We start from the raw sequence: 17,020 nt of genomic DNA, 5'->3' as shown, positions 1-17,020 counted from the left end.
CCGGAACGGAGACAGTGAACCTGATGCGCATCACCAGCACTCGGCACGGGAGCCACCGTGCTGCGGCGTCCGCGATACTCAGCCTGCTGCTGGTGGGCACCGCAGGGGCACCGGCCTACGCAGAGTCCATCCGCCAGCAGCAGTGGTTCCTCGATGCCATGAAGGCCGAGGAGATGTGGCAGACCAGCACGGGGAAAGGCATCACGGTCGCCGTCGTCGATACCGGAGTCGATCCGGACAATCCTGACTTGAAAGGGCGGGTGCTCGATGGCAAGGACTTTGCGCCCTCGAGCCGTGCTGGCGACGAGCACACGGACTATGACGGCCACGGCACCGGAATGGCCGGACTCATCGCTGGTACGGGTGCACTTGAGAGCGGAAACGGTGCGCTCGGGCTCGCCCCTGATGCCGACATCCTCCCTGTCCGGATGCCTGATGACGGTGACGTCAGTCCGTTTGAAGTGTCTGCATATTTCAGCAAGAGCATCCGCTATGCGGTCGACTCCGGAGCCCAGGTCATCAACGTCTCGATGGGTGGTGGCATCAAGAGCCCTGAGTTGACCGAGGCGGTCAGGTACGCCCTCGACAAGGGCTCACTTGTTTTCGCAGCCACAGGCAACGATGCCGACAAGCAGCACCATGTCAACCCCCTGGCTGCCACGCCCGGTGTCATCGCTGTAGCAGCGGTGGGCAAGAACCTCCGGCGGGCGTCCTGGTCCCAGTACGGCCCCGAGGTGGATGTCTCCGCCCCTGGCGAAGACATGGTCCACGCCTGTGGCAGCGAGACGGGCCTCTGCAAGACCAGCGGCACCAGCGATGCCACCGCCATCGCCTCCGCCAGCGCCGCCCTTATCTGGTCCAAGCACCCGACCTGGACCAACAACCAGGTCCTCCGAGTCATGCTCAACACCATCGGAGCCCCCACCGACGGCGCCAAGCGCAACGACTCCATCGGCTACGGCATCGTCCGCCCCCGCATCGCCCTGCAGAACCCCGGCGACCCGGGCCCCGCCGACGAATACCCGCTCCCGGACCTCGCGGCGGCAGCCTCCGCGTCGCCGTCTCCCGAGCCGTCGGCAACCGATGGCGCCGATTCCCGGGCCCAGGAGAAGAACACCGAGACCGAGACGACAGCCTCCACGTCCCAGGACAACTCCATGGTGTGGATCGTCCTGGGCGGCATCGCCGCAGCACTTCTCGGCGGGACGATCACAGCCTTCGTAGTCGTCCGCAAACACCGTGCCCCGAAAGCCGTGCCGAGCCCGGTAACCACGTACCCCCCGGGCCAACTCCAGTACCCCGCACCGCACTATCCGCCTTCTCCGTACTCACCTCCCAACGCCCCGGGCCACCACGCTCCCACCGACCGGGGGACGGGCTCCACCTGAGGCCAGACATCAGGTCCCTGCCGGCCCGGACGTGTGTGAAACCTTCATGTGAGACGCCGTGTAGGCGATTCACGTCAAGGGCTGCCTTGGTAAGTTGAAGCGGCGGTAAGAAGCGCCGCGAGCAGTTGTGAGCGCGAGCCTGGTGCATACGGGACTTCGGGGGGAAGCGGGCGCATGGCCTGGGATGAGTGGGAGCAGTCGAAGGCCAATGTGGCTGGGACACCTGGAACGCACATGCAGCTCAACCAGCTCGCCGACCAGGGGAGCGCCAGCGGCGGCGATCTGGTGGTGCACCAGGACGACTTGGGGGCCGTAGGGCATGAGGCGTTCATCCTCTACGACCAGCTTCACAAAGAGGCGGACATCGCGGGCGCCGGTTCTGAAAAGACCGGTGTCGGATCCACCGCTCAGTCGGCCGCCACGCTGAAGTCCCACAATTTCGAGATGGGCGGCGCCTTGGAGACGACGGTCGAGATCTGGACGTCTCAGGTGAAGTCGGTCCTTCAGGCCTGCGCGCACATCTCCAACCATCTCGACTACAGCAAGAAGTTGCACGCCAACGACGACGAGAAGATCTCCTCCGTTCTCCAGTCCTATGACGGATTGACCGTTCCGGTGTCCCAACTCAACGAGTACTTCAAGTAGGAGCGCCCGATGTCCCTTACCTACACGGACCTCCTCGAAGTCGATCTGGGAAAGCTCGGCACGGCTGTCTCCGACTGGAAGAAAACCGTCGACGGCCTGAAGACACTCTCGGAGAATGCCCGCAAGGGCATGCAGGCGAAGTCGGACGCGGCTCGCTGGGCCGGACAGAACGCCACGGTGACACGCGGGTTCGTCACCAAGACGGCGAAGGAGATCGCTGACCTCCGTACCGAGGCGAACAGCATCTACCACGTCCTTGACGACGCCCACACGGAGCTGGACTCACTCCAGAAGAAGATCAAGACGGCGGTCCAGGTGGATGCCTCGAACCTCGGTATCCGCGTCGACGACATCGGCGACGGTCAGGTCCGTTGCTTCTTCGTGCATATCCGGGGCGACACCGACGAGCGCACGCAGGAACAGCTCGACGCCAAGCAGGAGTTGGAGGACCGGATCAACCGGCTTCTCGCCCGAGCGTCGGAGATCGACGCTTCGGTTGCCCGGGCCCTGCGCAAGAGCCACGGCAACGACCGACACAACGCCGGGCACAGCTCGTACGACTCCCTGGACGAAGCACAGGCGGAACGTGCGGCGGAACTCGCCAAGCTCGGCCCGGAAATGACGGATAAACAGTTCACCGAACTGAACTCCATCATGAAGCACAACGCGAAGGACCCCGACTTCTCAACACCCTTCTACAAGTCCCTCGGCGGCCCGAAGGAAGCTCTGGACTTCTACGGCCGCATGGCGCTGGACGGCACGGCAGGTGATCACAAGACCCGACTCGATCTCACCAAACAGTTCCAGCACAACATGGGCATGGCACTGGCCTCGGCGACGGACCCCGACAACAAGCCGCACCTGCCATCGAGTTGGGCCACGGAGTTCCGCCGCCTGGGGACACAGCCGATCCAACTACAGCCAGGCGCTCCCCAGTCTCCCTACGGCTACCAGATCCTGAGTGGGCTCCTTCGATCTGGCAACTACGACCACAGATTCCTCAACCCCATCGCAGAGCACATCGTGCAGTTGCACCACAAGGACCCCTACCGGTTCGTCTCGAACAAGCCGCACACGGGAGACCTCGACTTGGGTTTCAACCCGTCGGGCCGGTCGGGAGCCGGCTACGACCCGCTGACCGGCGTGCTCGAAGCCCTGGGCCACAGCCCCCAAGCTTCTACCAAGTTCTTCAACGACGAGGTACCCACGGTCTACAACGACGACGGGACGGTCAAGAAGAACGCGACCCTCGACTACAAATACTTCGACGAACTGACGGACAAAGACTTCGAGTGGCCGGCCGACACCCTTTCCCACCCCGGCAGCGACGAGGCCGAGAAGGCCCGCAGTTTCGGCCCGGACGCCCTCGGCCACGCCCTCGAGTCGGCGACAACAGGCCACCCGTATGGCGCGAACCCCCCTGAACTGCACCGCGACGAAGAGACCGCCAAGGTCATGGAGAAGGTCATGGGGCGCTACAACATCGCCTCCGAGGACGCTCCCCCCGAGGTGATGATGGACAGCCTGGCCAGGATGGGGGCGGCGTATATCGACGACCTCAACTACTCCATCAAGGACTTCGGTGGCTCGGGCGATGAGTTGCAGCGCGATCAGATTTTCCTGCACAGCAGCGACGGTTCCACTCGCACGCCATTCGGTGAAGTGGAGGCACGGAACTTCATGATGCTGGTGGCGGGGGACGAGGAGGGGTACAAGACTCTGACCGTCGCTCAGCAGATTTATGAAGCGAGTGGATTTGTGGCTCTCCAGGACGATCGGGAAAGCGGAGTCTCTTTCGCGCACAATGCGGCCAAAATGCATGGAATCCTCGATGAATCGCGATCGCATCAGATTCGCGAGGAGTTCAAGGATATTGAAGGTGCGGAGAATTTGAAGATGGAGCAGGCCGGAGAATGGAGGAAGTCGGCAATGACGGGTGGCGTCTCGCTGCTCGTGGCCGGTGGGACTGCATTGTTTCTGGGACCCGCCGCCGGGGTTGTCGCCGCCACTGTCGTACCGATCGTCGTGGAATCGGGGGGTGAGGCGGTTAACACGGCCTATGGCACACACACGTTGCAATATTTGGAGGATAATGAATACAAGAATGATCCGGAAGCCTTGCGGCAGGTGCAAACGCTTGAGAAAGTCGGTGAACGGGGAGCGTGGGTTCCCTTCTCAAACTACGCTGATGCTGTTGGTATGAGCGCAGAAGAAAAGAATGCACTCCTCCCTGGAATCGAGGGATCATACAGAGATGGCAAGGATGCGATCTCGGACAATGAGAAGGTGTCCTGATGCGGTTCTTGGGCAAGGTATTTCCAGTCCTGGGTGTCGTCGTTTTTATGTCTTCAACGCTTTCGTCCTGTTCCGACGAGAGTAGTAATAGAAGTAACTCGCCAAAGGGTTGGAGTGTGTGTAATGAGCTGTTCGGCTCCAGCAGTGTCGATGCCCTTCAGGGCGAGATGGGAAGCGGGGTTCTGCGTGTTGAAAATTCACTTACTCCCGTAGATGAAATAATGTTGTCCCTCTCTGGCATGGCGCGACGTTGGGAGCCTGGGAGTGAGTTGCATTACGCCATCTCGGAACATCCGTGCGATTTGGGTGTTGAGGGAAGAAGTGATGAATTTCTATCCTATGTGAGTTGGTCCGCCTATTCACAGCAGAGGATCAAGGCGGGTGAAGCAGGAGGCGGTTGGCAGCCTGTTGGCAAGAGTATCTTCGTCAAGCGCGAAGAAGGCGGATTGCACCTAGTTGCAGTGATTTCCTGCAAGGTGGAGGGGACTCACGAAGACCAAGAGTCTCAACTTCCTCTAGAAATCGAGACCCAAGTGCGAAACGTCCCAGATTTTGATGTGGAGGTCCTGCGTAAAATGACGGCACACTTCACGCGCGAGCTGGTGGACGGTCTCAAGTGTAAGAACAGTCCAGAAGTTCCGGGCGCTATTTAAGGATTTCTGCGTATCAGTCCATGCTTCGGTGGGTATACGACGTGGCGGGTGGTGGGAGCGGTGTTGGTAAGCGTTCGTGCAGTCCGCGATACGCTGTAAAGGCGGCTCATGGCCATTGGGGTGTGGAAAACAAGATCCACTACGTGTGGGATGTCACCTTCGGCGAGGATGTCTCGCGCATCCGCAGCGGCCACGAACCGCAGAATGCCTCGACGTTGCGATCGGTGGCCATGAACTACCTCCGCGCCATGGGCAGTTCCATCGCGGACGCCAAGCGCCGGATCGCCCGGTCACCCCACAAGGCACCCCTGGACCTCTTCGGCGTACCCACCGACCTGCGACTTTGCTGAGAAATTCGACTTTGCGTCAGCCCTGGAGTTGGGGTGTGTCAATCGCCCGGAGATCCCTGACAGTTTGGCGGGCGATTGGGGAAGCCGCTTCGTAAAGCTTATGCGTGTCTGGTGGGTGCGTCGTCATGGCGACGGGTGTCTGTGAGGCCTTTCAGGAACGCGGCGAACGTATCTGCCGACACCGTGAGGATGGCTCCGCGGGGGACCTTCGAGTCCCGTACGCCGACCCTGGCTCGAAGGCTGGCGATCTCCACGCACTCGTTGCCCTCGCCGCCGCTGTAACTGCTCTTGAACCATGTCACGGTCACGGGTTCGGTAGGGGAAGTGGCTATGTCGGTCATGGGGACAACTCCTGTCGTGCTCTGGCGATAAGACGCAGCGAAGCCGCAGGGTCGGCGGCTTGCGAACGAAGGTAGTCGAACGTCAACTTGTAGGCACCCACGTCCTCTGAGTCGTCCAGGTACAGCCCACGTCGGCGCATCTCGATGTAGACGACTGCCATGGAGTTGAGGGGTTCGCGCTCGTCGTCCCGTCCCAGAATCACGAAGTGTCCGGCCCCGGCGGCGTGGGCCCCCGCGCTGAACGGCAGGATCTGAATGTCGATGTCGGGGCTCTGGGCCGCTTCGTGAAGATGCTTGAGTTGCTGGGTCATGACCTCGCTGTCTCCAACCGTTCTGCGCAGGACTGCCTCGTCCAGGACCACCCACAGGTGCAGAGCCGGGTCACGCCGCAGGATGTACTGGCGCTGGACGCGTGCTTCGACCATGCGCTCGATCTCTTTGTTCGAGCTGCGGACTTCACGTGCCTGGTGGATGGCGAGGGCGTACTCCTTGGTCTGGAGCAGACCGGGAATCACGGTGTTCGCGAAGACGTGTTCGTACGCCGCCGCATGCTCGAAGGAGACGAGGGGGTCCATCCACTCCGGTACCGCGCTGTTGCCCACCCACCACCCGGCGGCCTGCGACTTGGCGAGGTTCACGAGAGCTTCCCGCTCCTGCGCGGTGGCTGCGCACGCATCAGCCAGAGCTTTGACCGTGGCCCATCGAATGCGGGCGCGGTCCTGCCATGCTTCGTAGCGGCTGACGGTGGTTGTGCTGACGCCGGCTCGCTCGGCCACCTGAGTCTGTGTCAGTCCGCAGCGCTCCCGCAGTGAGACCAGCCCGCGCGCGATCTGCATGCGTCCGGCCGGACCCGTCTGTGTGGCGGTCATGTGCCATGTCCCTTCTCGCGCTCAGCGGCCTCATCCCGGTCGCGTCCTGCCGCCTGGTGCCGACTCTATGAGCGGCTTGGCTGGGTCGGACATCAATGCGAAGACAGTCACCCACATCAGTGAATTCCCTTCACGTTGAATCCCATCATGGGATTCCCATGGAAGGCTTCCCGTCAGTTCGGGGTCGACTCTGAAGGGCTGGAAACATGAGCGGATTCATGGAGCGGACGATCGGTTGGCTACGGAGATTCACGGTCTCCTCGGGTCGTCACCGTGCAGGTCGGCCGTCAGCGGTGCGACCTGCGCGTAGTGCGAGCGCCGGGCGCCTCCCGTCGGATTGTTCCCCCCTCGCCCCCACGGTCCAAGCCTGGTACGAGCCCATCGACGGCACCACCACCCGCCTCGTCCGCCCCTACCTCGCGGCCTACGAGCGTGAAGAGAAGGTCCGGCTCCAACGACTGCGCCGCGACACCCTGTGGTGTGCGACGTACGGGGTCGACCTCGACACCCGTGACATCCACGCGCGGCTGGAGGCGGCGTGATGGGTGACAGGGATGCGACCCGCGTACGGCTCCTGCCGTGGACCGGCGCACACGGTCAGCCTTGCCTCCTCCTCGCGGACGGCGGTGGTGACGGCTCTGTCTCTCGGCTGGCCGACCGGATCGAGAACGGGCGACTGGGCCTGGCGGAGCGGCTGCTCAGCCGTGCTCGGGATGTTCTGGCCGGTAGTGGCGGGAAGAGGGATGGGGAACTTGGTTCTCTGGCAGCTCAGTTGTGTGATGCGCTCGCGGACGCGTTGCTGATCGCCCGGTCTCGGGGCGCTCGTCTTGGCGGAACCCGGGTCGCACCGCCGTCGGCGGACGGTATCCCCGGCGTCCACGAGGCACTGGTATGCGCAAGCCCCGTCGAACCGCGAGCGTTCGGTTTGCTCTCGCTGTCCGGCGCGGACTTCGCCTCCGCAGGTGTCGCACGGAGGTACGTGCGCGCCACGGCTCGGTGGTGGGGCCTGGCGCCGGATGCCGTGGACGATCTGGAAACCATCACTGGTGAGCTGACGGCCAATGCTCTGGAGCACAGCGACAGCCACGTCATTACGGTCTCCGTGGCACTCACCGCCGCAGCGGCCACCGTGAGCGTGACCGACGCGGGCACGGGCCGCCGGGCCGTGGCGCAGTCCCGGCCGCCGGGCCCCGCACAGGAACACGGACGCGGCCTGTTGATCACCGAAGCTCTGGCCACCGGTTGGGGACAGCGGTGGACGGGTGACGGCCTGACGGTCTGGGCCGAACTCGCCACCCGGTCACAAAGGGTGAATTCAGAGTCATGAATGGGTAACAAGGTCAATCTTGTGGTTGATCGGTATATGACTGAGATTGCGATCAGTGCGGCCCGTTCCGACTCGGCGACCTCGTCCGTCGCGCCGCCCACGGCCGCGAGATCATCGCCCTCACCGACCACGGGCACGTGGCCGCCTTCTTGTCTCGCCGCAGGTGATAGAGGATCTCGAAGACGCCCTCGCGGTCGCGGAATACCAGCGGCGCAAGGCCGAGGGGATGCTTGAACCCGGTATCCCCACGGCAGAGGTGCGCAGGCGACTGGGGCCCGAACCGCAGTGACCTACGAGATCACCTTCGAACCGCACGCCGTCAACTCCGCACCCGGCCCAGGGTCAGCTGAGCCTCTTCGTCAGCGTGTACTCCGTGATCCCCGGCGGATAGTCGGGGATCACGCACACCACCTCGTAGCCGAGGCGTTGGTAGAACTCCGGGGCCTGGAAGTCCCAGGTCTCCAGGCGCACCGAGTGGCAGCCGCGTTCGCGGGCGGCCGTGCGCTCGGCCCGCGACAGCAGGTGTGAGCCGAGGCCCTTCCCCCGGTGGCGTTCGTCGACCCAGAGGTAGGTGACGTGAAGCCAGGTGGCCCAGGTGTGGTCGACCAGGCCGCCGGCGAGGTCGCCCGCCTCGTCCACAGCCCACACCTGGAGCGGAACCTCCCGTTCACCAGGGGTTCCCCGCAGGTCCCGGAGGATCGGCGAAGCCGCGGTGTTGTCGGCCCGCAGCCGGGAACGCAGCAATTGGCTTCGTTCCCTGTCGACTTCTGTCTCCATACGAAACATGCGGCACACCATAAGCGTGCTGGACAACCAGTTCTGCAAATTACCTTCCGCTCCTGCCCCCCGGCCTTACTCTGATGAACAGCACCGGTGGGGGCCGGTGCTGATCAGGGGGCGAGACAGTCGGGTACGACGCCCGGAGTGGGGGTAGCGGTTCAGCACGGCGGCGGCCGTGCGGCTGCGACGCCCCGTCCCAGGTGTAAACCGGGGCACGCTCCGGGCGCCGTACTCGCGCCGGTCGTCCCCCGACCAGTGGGGGTTTCAGTGGTTCGCATCCGAGTCCTGGTCGTCGACGACCACCGTATCTTCGCCGAGTCGCTCGCCGCGGCCCTGGCCGCCGAGCCGGACGTCGACGTGTCCGCCGCCGGCAGCGGCCCCGCCGCGCTGCGCTGTCTGGACCGCGCGGCGGCGGAGGGGCGCAAGTTCGACGTGCTGCTGGTCGACGCCGACCTGGGGGGCCATGTCCACGCCTCCGGCGCGCGTCCGGCCGCCGTACCCATAGCCGTCTCGGACAGCGGCGAGGACGGGCTCGTGGACGGCATATCGCTCGTCGTGGGTGTGCGTTCGGGACAGCCGAGCGTACGGATCGTCGTCCTCGCCGAGAAGGACGATCCGCGCCGGGCCGCGCTGGCCCTGCAGGCGGGCGCGTCCGGGTGGGTCGCCAAGGACTGCTCGCTGTCCCGGCTGCTCACCGTGATCCGGGGAGTGCTGCGCGACGAGACCCATCTGCCGCCCGCGCTCCTCACGGGTGTCCTGCGGGAGCTGACCGCCGCGCGCAAGCACCGCACGGAGAGTGAGCGGCTCGTCGAGTCCCTCACCCCGCGTGAGCGCGAAGTGCTCCGGTGCATGGTGGCCGGGCTGGGGCGCAAGGCCGTCGCCGAGCGCCTGTTCCTCTCCCCGCACACCGTCCGCACCCATATGCAGAACGTCCTCGGAAAGCTGGGCGTCCACTCCACCCTCGCCGCGGTCGCGCTCGCGCGCCGGGCGGGTGTCGGGCCCGTGGACCTAGCCGGGGATGTTGTCGAACGGGGCGGTCAACTGGCGTAGCAGGCCCGCCAGTTCGCCCCGCTGGGCGCGGGACAGCTCGGCCAGGATCGCTCGTTCCTGGTCGAGGAGTCCGGCGAGCGCCTGATCCGCCCGGTCCCGGCCCTCGTCCGTCAGACGGACGAGCACACCCCGGCGGTCACTGGGGTCGGGCAGCCGTTCGACCAGGCCTTTCTTCGTGAGCCGGTCGATACGGTTCGTCATCGTGCCCGACGTCACCAGCGTCTGTGTGAGCAACTGGCCGGGGGAGAGCTGATACGGGTTCCCGGCACGCCTCAGCGCGGTCAGCACGTCGAACTCCCACGGCTCCAGCTGGTGCTCGGCGAACGCCAGCCGGCGCGCGCGATCGAGATGCCGGGCGAGTCTGCTCACCCGGCTGAGTACTGCCAGCGGCTCCACGTCGAGGTCGGGGCGCTCCCGGCGCCACGCTGCGACCAGCCGATCGACCTCGTCCTCCATGGCGATCAGTGTAGTGGTTGTGTCGATGTGGAGTCTCTTGATGTCGAGAGGATTAGCTCCAAGTCTCTTGACTTCGAGATATGCGGCTACGAGAGTGGAGGTGTCCGGAACCGGCGACAGACGCCCGAGCGCCAGGAGGTAGTCCCCCTATGCCCGCGACCAGCCCCACCTGGGACCCCCAGCAGTACCTGCGGCACGCCGGCCACCGCGCCCGCGCCTTCCTCGACCTGCTCGCCCACGTCCCCGAACCGCCCACGGAACACCCCCGGGTCGCCGACCTCGGCTGCGGCCCCGGCAACGTCACCCGCCTCCTCGCCGACCGCTGGCCCTCGGCGCACATCACCGGGTACGACAACTCGCCCGAGATGCTCGACAGGGCGCACGTCGACCACGAGGGGCCCACCCCGGGCGGGGGCCGCATCGACTTCGCCGCGGCGGACGTCCGCACCTGGGCGCCCCCGGAGCCGTACGACCTGATCGTCAGCAACGCCACCCTCCAGTGGGTGCCCGGGCACCTCGCCCGCTTCGCGGCCTGGGTCGACGCCCTCGCCCCCGGCGGCACCTTCGCCTTCCAGGTCCCCGGCAACTTCGACTCGCCCAGCCACCGCCTCATGCGCGAACTCGCCCGCTCCGCCCGCTGGAAGGGCCGGCTCGGCGAGACCCTCCGGCACGACGACGCGGTCCACCTGCCCGCCGACTACCTCGCCGTTCTCGCCGACCTCGGCTGCGAGGTCGACGCGTGGGAGACGACGTACGTCCATCTCCTCCAGGGCGAGGACCCGGTGCTCGACTGGGTGAAGGGGACGGGGCTGCGGCCGGTCCTCACCGAACTGGGCGCGGACGCCGAGCCGTTCGTCGCCGAGTACCGGGCCGCCCTGCGCGAGGCCTATCCGCCCACGGCGCACGGCACGCCGTTCCCGTTCCGCCGCATCTTCGTCGTCGCCCGCAAGCCGGGGGTGAGCCGGTGATCGCCGCCGTCGACCACGTCCTCCTCGCCGCCCCGCCCGGCTCGGAGGACCGGCTGCGGGCGTACTACGTCGGGGTCCTCGGGATGACGGAGATCCCGAAACCGCCCGCGCTCGCGGTGCGGGGAGGGTGCTGGTTCGGTGCGGGGGAGGTGATTCTGCACCTCGGGGTGGAGGCGGGCTTCCGGCCGCCGAAGAAGGCCCACCCCGGGTTGCGGGTGCGGGGCATCGACGCGTACGCCGCCCGTCTGACCGGGCGCGGGGCGCCGGTCGTCTGGGACGACGACCTGCCGGGGTATCGGCGGTTCTACTCCGAGGATCCGGTGGGGAACCGGCTGGAGTTCCTGGAGTCGGCCTGAGCTGTGGAGCCGGCCTGAGCCGTGGAGTCGGCCTGAGCCGTGGAGTCGGCCTGAGCCGTGGGGAGGGCTCTGAGGTGCGGGCAGGGAGTCCGAGGTGCGGGGCGGGGAGTCCGGGGCGTGGGGAGGGGGCGCGGCGGGTCCGTCGAGGGGGTGCGGGGGCGATGTCGATGTTGTGCAAAATATTGACGGCAGGTAGATGCACGCCTACCTTCGCGGTGTTCCTCCCTCGTTCCCCTTAGCTCCAGGGAGACCCGCATGCCCCCGTCCCCCCTCCCCAACCCCGCCGAACAGGCCGAACAGGCCCAGCGGACACGGCAGTTGCGTCGTGTCGCGCTGTCCGGGCTGCTCGGTACGGCCGTCGAGTTCTACGACTTCCTCGTCTACGGAACGGTCGCCGCGCTCGTCTTCGGTGAGCTGTTCTTCCCGGGCGCGGACCCGGCGGTCGGCACGATCGCCGCGTTCGGGACCTTCGCCGCCGGATACGTCGCCCGCCCGCTCGGCGGGATCCTCTTCGGGCACTTCGGCGACCGCCTCGGCCGCAAGTCCATGCTGCTGCTGACCATGGGTCTGATGGGCGGCGCCAGCTTCCTGATCGGCCTGCTGCCCACCTACGACACCATCGGCGTCTGGGCCCCCGTCCTGCTGATCACCCTGCGGGTGCTGCAGGGCATCGCCATCGGCGGTGAATGGGGCGGCGCCACCCTCATGGTCGTGGAGCACGCCGGGGAGAAGCGGCGCGGACTGTGGTCCAGCTTCACGCAGATGGGAGCACCGCTGGGCTCCCTGCTCTCCTCGCTCGTGGTCACCTTCGTCGTCGCCATGCCCCGCGACGAGTTCGCGGCGTGGGGCTGGCGGGTGCCGTTCCTGCTCAGCGTCGTCCTGCTGGGCGTGGGGCTCTTCGTCCGGCTGAAGGTGGTCGAGAGCCCGCTCTTCGCCCAGGTCAAGAAGGACCGCACGCAGGCCCGGCTGCCGATCGTCGACGTACTGCGCCGCCCGCGCGCGCTGGTGCTCGCCGCGTGTGTCGGTATCGGCGCGTTCACCGCACAGTCGCTGCTGACCAGCTACCTGATCGCCTACGCCACCGGTATCGGCTACGCCCGGCCGCAGGTGCTCACCGCGCTCACGGTCTCGGCGTCCGTCGCGCTGGTCGTGCTGCCGTGCGCGTCGGCGCTCTCCGACCGTGTCGGCCGCCGCCCGGTCGTCCTCGCCGGAGCCATCGCCTCCGCCGCACTCGCCTTCCCCGTCCTCGCCCTGGTCGACTCCAAGTCACCCGGACTGCTGATCCTCGCGGTCGTCCTGGGACACGGCTTCGCCCAGTCCGTGATGTACGGGCCGCTGGGCGCGCTGCTCACCGAGATGTTCGGCACGAAGGTCCGCTACACCGGGGCGTCGCTGGGGTACCAGCTCGCCACGCTCATCGGCGCCGGGTTCTCCCCGATGATCGCGGGGAGTCTGGTGGCGGCCAACGGGGGGTCCAGTACGCCGATCTCGCTGCTGGTGTGCGGGGGTGCGGCGATCACCGCCGTGACCGTGTGGTTCGTGCGGGAGACCCACCGGGAGTCACTGGGTGGCGGGTCGTCCCTCCGGGAGGGGGCCGCGAAGGAGGGGGTGGCCTCGTAGGCGGTGCGGTGAGCTCCGCGTGGGGTGGGGGACTGTCGGTGGTCGTTCGGCTGCGGCCGGGTGGGGCTTCTCGCGCAGTTCCCCGCGCCCCTTTCGGGGCGCGGCCGTCGGCCGGCGCCCCAGCCCGGACGCGGACCGCGTCGGCCCCAGCCCCGGCCGGGCCTGCCGTCACGTGTTCCTCGGCCCCCGGCCGGGCCTGCCGTCACGTGTTCCTCGGCCTCCGGCCAGGCCCGCCGTCACGTGTTCCTCGGCCTCCGGCCAGGCCCGCCGTCACGTGTTCCTCAGCTCCGGCCGGGCCCGCATCAAGTAGCCCCGGCCCCTGACCGGGGCCGTACGGTCCCCGTACCCTTACCGCTGTGGAGGACGAGATCCTGGACGCCGATGTCGTCGACGCGCCGCAGTTGCGGCCGCAGTCGTTGGTGATGTCCTTCTTCGGGAATCACGTGCTGGACCGGGGGGAGAGCGGCCTCGGGGTGTACTCGGGGAGCATCATCGACGTGCTCGGGCGGGTCGGTACCGGGGAGCAGGCCGTGCGGTCGACGCTGACGCGAATGGTGAACCGGGGGCTGCTGCGGCGGCAGCGCGAAGGTCGGCGGATGTTCTTCGGGCTCACTCCGCACGCGGAGGACATCCTGCGCGACGGCGGACAGCGCATCTGGCGCGACGGCGCGGTCAACGAGGACTGGGACGGCACCTGGACCCTCCTCGGTTTCTCCCTCCCCGAGTCCTGGCAACGCCAGCGCCACGACCTGCGCTCCCGGCTCACCTGGTCCGGATTCGGCGCCCTCTACAGCGGGCTGTGGATCGCGCCGGGGCGGGTGGACGTGCGGGAGATCGTCTCCGAACTGGGTCTGGACGCGCATGTGAAGGTGTTCCACGCGCAGGCCGACGAGTTCACCGACGTCGGGCTGATGATCCGCGAGAGCTGGGACCTGGAGACGCTGGCCGCGCGGTACGTCGCCTTCGACAAGCGCTGGACCACCGCCGACCTCGCCGCCGCGGACCCGATCGCCACCCGGCTGCGACTCGTCGCCGAGTGGCTGCGCGTCATCCGTACCGACCCGCGCCTGCCCCTACGGCATCTGCCGGCCGAGTGGCCCGCGCGGCAGGCCCAGGACACGTTCCGGCGCATCGCCGAGCAGACGGCGGGCCCGGCCGGCCGCATGGCGGCGGAGGTTCTGGAAGCGACCCCGTTGCGGCCCGCTCCGCTCGAAAGGCCGTAGCAAAACGGAGTTTTGCATTCCGTGCCCGATACTCCCGGTGCGGGAGTGGCTGATATTGTTCTTGGGCTTTCCTTTGTGCGGGATATATTCTCGTTTCACTTTTTGTTGCCTCTCGCTGTTGTCCGGGGAAGCGGGAGTTGGGGCTGTGACCAGGGGGGATCTGGGCCAGTGAGTATCTGCTGAGCTGTCCGGCGCGCTTGACGGGGTTTGTGACGCGCGCCACATAGGCTTTCCGCCGTCCGGTCGGGATTTCATCGCACGATGCGCTTCCGCGCGTATCCCTTTGCGGCTTTCCCGGTGGGCCGATTTCCGCTGCGCTCATTCAGCCACTCATTCAGCCACTCACGCACTCACTCATTTCTTGATTGTCGACCACGTATCGCGTATTTAGCCGTGCCCGTGCGTGCCCCTGACCTGACCGCCAGGGGGGCGCGGGTGCGATGCCGCCCGCGCTCGGGCGGTTTCCAGGGGGGAAAACATATGAAGATCGCATTCCTGATCAACAACGCCTTCGGCATCGGCGGCACCATCCGCTCGACGGCCAACCTGTCCGCCGCGTTCGCCGACCGGCACGACGTCGAGGTCGTCAGCGTCCACCGCTCCCGCGACGAACCGGCCCTCCCGTTCGACCCGCGCGTCCGCCTGACCTCGCTGATCGACCTGCGGGAAGGAAGCCCCGGCCACGAGGGCGACCACCCGCTCACCAAGCTGCCCGGCACGATGTTCCCCTACACCGGGGCCACCGGGAACCTGCCCTACACCGCCCTGCAGGACGAACGCATCGGCGGCTTCCTCGCCCGCACCGAGGCCGACGTGGTCATCGCCACCCGCCCCGACCTCAACGGCTATCTCGCCCGCGACGGACGCCGCCGCTATCTGCGCGTCGGCCAGGAGCATCTGAGCCTCGACCAGTACGGGGAACCGCTGCGCACCGACCAGAACAACGCCATCGCCGGACTCGACGCCTACGTCACCGTCTCCGAGGCCGACGCCGCCCAGTACCGCGCCGCCCTGCCACACGTCACCACCGCCATCGTGTGCGTCCCCAACGGCGTCCGGGCCCCCGCCGTCGAGCGGTCCACCCTGGACTCCCAGGTCATCGTCGCCGCCGGCCGGCTCATCCCCATCAAGCGGTACGACCGGCTGGTGAACGCCTTCGCCAAGGTGGCCGCCGAACACCCCGGCTGGACCCTGCGGATCTACGGACGCGGCCCGCAGAAGGAGAACCTGCGGGAGCAGATCGACCGGCTCGGGCTGCACGACCGCGCGTTCCTCATGGGAGCGGTCTCACCGATCGAGACCGAGTGGGCCAAGGGCGCCGTCGCCGCCGTCTCCTCCGACATGGAGTCGTTCGGCATGACCATCGTCGAGGCCATGCACTGTGGGGTCCCCGTCGTCGCCACCGACTGCCCGCACGGCCCCGGCGAGATCATCGCCGACGGCGAGGACGGCATCCTCGTCCCGCTCGACGGGGACGTCGACGCCTACGCCGACGCGCTGAACCGGATCGTCACCGACGAGGCCCTGCGCGAGCGGCTCGGCAAGGGGGCGCTGGAGAAGGCCGACGCCTACGCCCCGTCCGTCATCGCCCGCCGCTACGAGACCCTCTTCGAGGAGCTGTCCCGGTCCCGGCGCCGCGGATGGGACGGCGCCGCCCGGCTGAGGCAGTTCGCCGCCCGTGCCGTCCGCCCGCGTCCCGCGAAGGCCGCGCCCGAGGCTCACGGGAGCGCTCCCACGCCCGCCGCGCACGCCCGCGCGACCCCCGACGGTGGTGTGACCGTCCTCCTCGACCCGGCCGAGCTGCCTTCCGGGCCCCTCGACTTCATCGCCCGGCTGCGCCGCGACCCCGGCAAGCGGCAGGTCCGGGTGCCGGTACTGCCGAGCGCCGACGCGCCGGACACGGTGTCCGGAGCGACCCTCCACCGAGTCGAGCACACCCTCGCCGAGGGCCGGTGGGACTGCTATGTCGCGCCACGCGGCACCAACAAGCGGGTGCGGCTGACCGCACGGATGGTCGAGCAGGCCGCGCTGGTCGGGCGGGCGCCGAGTGTCGACCAGCGGGGAGTGGGGGCGTGGATCCCGTACGCGACCGCCGACGGGTTCCTTGCGGTGCGCTCGTGGCTGCGGCCCGCGCATGCGGAGATCGACACGGTCGAGGTGGGGGACGGGTCGGTGACCGTGACCGCGACGCTGTACGGGGCCGCGTACGGGGCCGCCGCTCCGGTGGGGGAGGGGGCCGTGGTGCGGGTCGTCTCCCGGACCGATACGGCGTACGACTTCTCCGTGGCCGCGTGGGCCGTGGGCGAGCGCGGGTTCCGGTTCACCGTTCCGTACGGCGAGATCATGGCCCGGCGGAGTGTCGAGCACGATCTGTGGGATCTGCACCTGGGGGAGGTTCCGGTGGGGCGGATCGGTGGGGATGTGGTGGAACGGCGGAAGACGGATCTCGTGCCCGGGCAGGTGTTCCAGCACGGTGAGCGGGGGCGGACTCGGGTGCGGCCGTACTTCACCGTGAACAACGAGCTGGCGCTCAGCGCGAAGGATGTTGACGAGGGCGCCCAGTAGCTCGGGGGTTCGGGTGGGTCGGCGGGGTGCGGGTGCGGTGGGGCTTCTCGCGCAGTTCCCCGCGCCCCTGAAAAGCAGGGGCTGCGCCCCTTGCTTTTCAGCCACTCACCCGCACCCCGCAACGAATCCGTACC

16 protein-coding genes are annotated in these 17,020 nt (G+C 67.4%); 12 read left to right on the top strand and 4 right to left on the bottom strand.

From position 1 onward, the window contains the following. Positions 1–23: 23 nt before the first annotated feature. The 5 genes from mycP to OG272_RS20350 all read left to right on the top strand — a co-directional run bounded on the left by mycP (position 24) and on the right by OG272_RS20350 (position 5,331). On the top strand, positions 24–1,388 hold the full coding sequence (gene mycP / locus OG272_RS20370; RefSeq protein ID WP_405894325.1) for a type VII secretion-associated serine protease mycosin: 1,365 nt from the start codon (positions 24–26) through the stop codon (positions 1,386–1,388). Positions 1,389–1,562: 174 nt separating this feature from the next. Beyond that, positions 1,563–2,033 (top strand): hypothetical protein, encoded by a 471-nt coding sequence (locus tag OG272_RS20365; RefSeq protein WP_328223269.1) that lies wholly within the window; start codon positions 1,563–1,565, stop codon positions 2,031–2,033. Positions 2,034–2,042: 9 nt separating this feature from the next. Beyond that, positions 2,043–4,328 carry a hypothetical protein gene (locus OG272_RS20360; protein WP_328223268.1) on the top strand — a complete coding sequence of 762 codons (2,286 nt, stop codon included), beginning with the start codon at positions 2,043–2,045 and terminating at the stop codon, positions 4,326–4,328. Further along, positions 4,328–4,981, top strand: coding sequence for a hypothetical protein (locus OG272_RS20355; protein WP_405894323.1), 654 nt, complete (start codon positions 4,328–4,330; stop codon positions 4,979–4,981). The genes OG272_RS20360 and OG272_RS20355 overlap by 1 nt, the downstream gene beginning before the upstream one ends. A gap of 122 nt (positions 4,982–5,103) precedes the next feature. Further along, complete coding sequence (locus OG272_RS20350) at positions 5,104–5,331, top strand: hypothetical protein (RefSeq protein WP_328223266.1); 228 nt, start codon at positions 5,104–5,106, stop codon at positions 5,329–5,331. Between the two features lie 98 nt (positions 5,332–5,429). Here OG272_RS20350 and OG272_RS20345 read toward each other — a convergent pair whose 3' ends face one another. Together OG272_RS20345 and OG272_RS20340 are read right to left on the bottom strand one after the other, a co-directional pair. Next, positions 5,430–5,672, bottom strand: coding sequence for a DUF397 domain-containing protein (locus OG272_RS20345; protein WP_328223265.1), 243 nt, complete (start codon positions 5,670–5,672; stop codon positions 5,430–5,432). Beyond that, the gene (locus OG272_RS20340) at positions 5,669–6,541 is read right to left on the bottom strand and encodes a helix-turn-helix domain-containing protein (RefSeq protein ID WP_405894320.1); all 873 of its coding nucleotides are present in this window, start codon (positions 6,539–6,541) and stop codon (positions 5,669–5,671) included. The genes OG272_RS20345 and OG272_RS20340 overlap by 4 nt, the downstream gene beginning before the upstream one ends. A 541-nt stretch (positions 6,542–7,082) precedes the next feature. On the opposite strand from OG272_RS20340, the gene OG272_RS20335 reads away from it, so the two are divergent. After that, the gene (locus tag OG272_RS20335) at positions 7,083–7,868 is read left to right on the top strand and encodes an ATP-binding protein (protein WP_328223263.1); all 786 of its coding nucleotides are present in this window, start codon (positions 7,083–7,085) and stop codon (positions 7,866–7,868) included. Between the two features lie 342 nt (positions 7,869–8,210). On the opposite strand, the gene OG272_RS20330 is transcribed toward OG272_RS20335, so the two are convergent. Further along, positions 8,211–8,666, bottom strand: coding sequence for a GNAT family N-acetyltransferase (locus tag OG272_RS20330; protein ID WP_405896044.1), 456 nt, complete (start codon positions 8,664–8,666; stop codon positions 8,211–8,213). 249 nt (positions 8,667–8,915) lie between these two features. Between OG272_RS20330 and OG272_RS20325 the strand changes: the two genes are divergently transcribed. Beyond that, the gene (locus OG272_RS20325; RefSeq protein WP_326582239.1) at positions 8,916–9,698 is read left to right on the top strand and encodes a response regulator transcription factor; all 783 of its coding nucleotides are present in this window, start codon (positions 8,916–8,918) and stop codon (positions 9,696–9,698) included. Here OG272_RS20325 and OG272_RS20320 read toward each other — a convergent pair. After that, complete coding sequence (locus tag OG272_RS20320) at positions 9,657–10,154, bottom strand: MarR family transcriptional regulator (RefSeq protein WP_328506991.1); 498 nt, start codon at positions 10,152–10,154, stop codon at positions 9,657–9,659. The two genes, OG272_RS20325 and OG272_RS20320, sit on opposite strands and share 42 nt — an antisense overlap. A gap of 149 nt (positions 10,155–10,303) precedes the next feature. On the opposite strand from OG272_RS20320, the gene OG272_RS20315 reads away from it, so the two are divergent. The 5 genes from OG272_RS20315 to OG272_RS20295 all read left to right on the top strand — a co-directional run bounded on the left by OG272_RS20315 (position 10,304) and on the right by OG272_RS20295 (position 16,886). Further along, the gene (locus tag OG272_RS20315) at positions 10,304–11,122 is read left to right on the top strand and encodes a trans-aconitate 2-methyltransferase (RefSeq protein WP_405894317.1); all 819 of its coding nucleotides are present in this window, start codon (positions 10,304–10,306) and stop codon (positions 11,120–11,122) included. Next, entirely contained in the window at positions 11,119–11,478 is a 360-nt protein-coding gene (locus tag OG272_RS20310; protein ID WP_326582242.1) for a glyoxalase, read from the top strand. The genes OG272_RS20315 and OG272_RS20310 overlap by 4 nt, the downstream gene beginning before the upstream one ends. 255 nt (positions 11,479–11,733) lie before the next feature. Then, positions 11,734–13,098, top strand: a complete 1,365-nt coding sequence (locus OG272_RS20305) for an MFS transporter (protein ID WP_405894315.1) — start codon at positions 11,734–11,736, stop codon at positions 13,096–13,098. Between the two features lie 356 nt (positions 13,099–13,454). Beyond that, entirely contained in the window at positions 13,455–14,321 is an 867-nt protein-coding gene (locus tag OG272_RS20300; RefSeq protein WP_326582244.1) for a PaaX family transcriptional regulator C-terminal domain-containing protein, read from the top strand. A gap of 480 nt (positions 14,322–14,801) precedes the next feature. Beyond that, positions 14,802–16,886: a glycosyltransferase gene (locus tag OG272_RS20295; protein WP_405894314.1), complete on the top strand. Its 2,085-nt coding sequence runs from the start codon at positions 14,802–14,804 to the stop codon at positions 16,884–16,886. Positions 16,887–17,020: the final 134 nt, after the last annotated feature.

This window comes from Streptomyces sp. NBC_00104, from assembly GCF_045160825.1.
Lineage (GTDB): Bacteria > Actinomycetota > Actinomycetes > Streptomycetales > Streptomycetaceae > Streptomyces.
The sequence above is the reverse complement of the archived record's forward strand: the minus strand, read 5'-3'. Positions and strand labels throughout refer to the sequence as shown.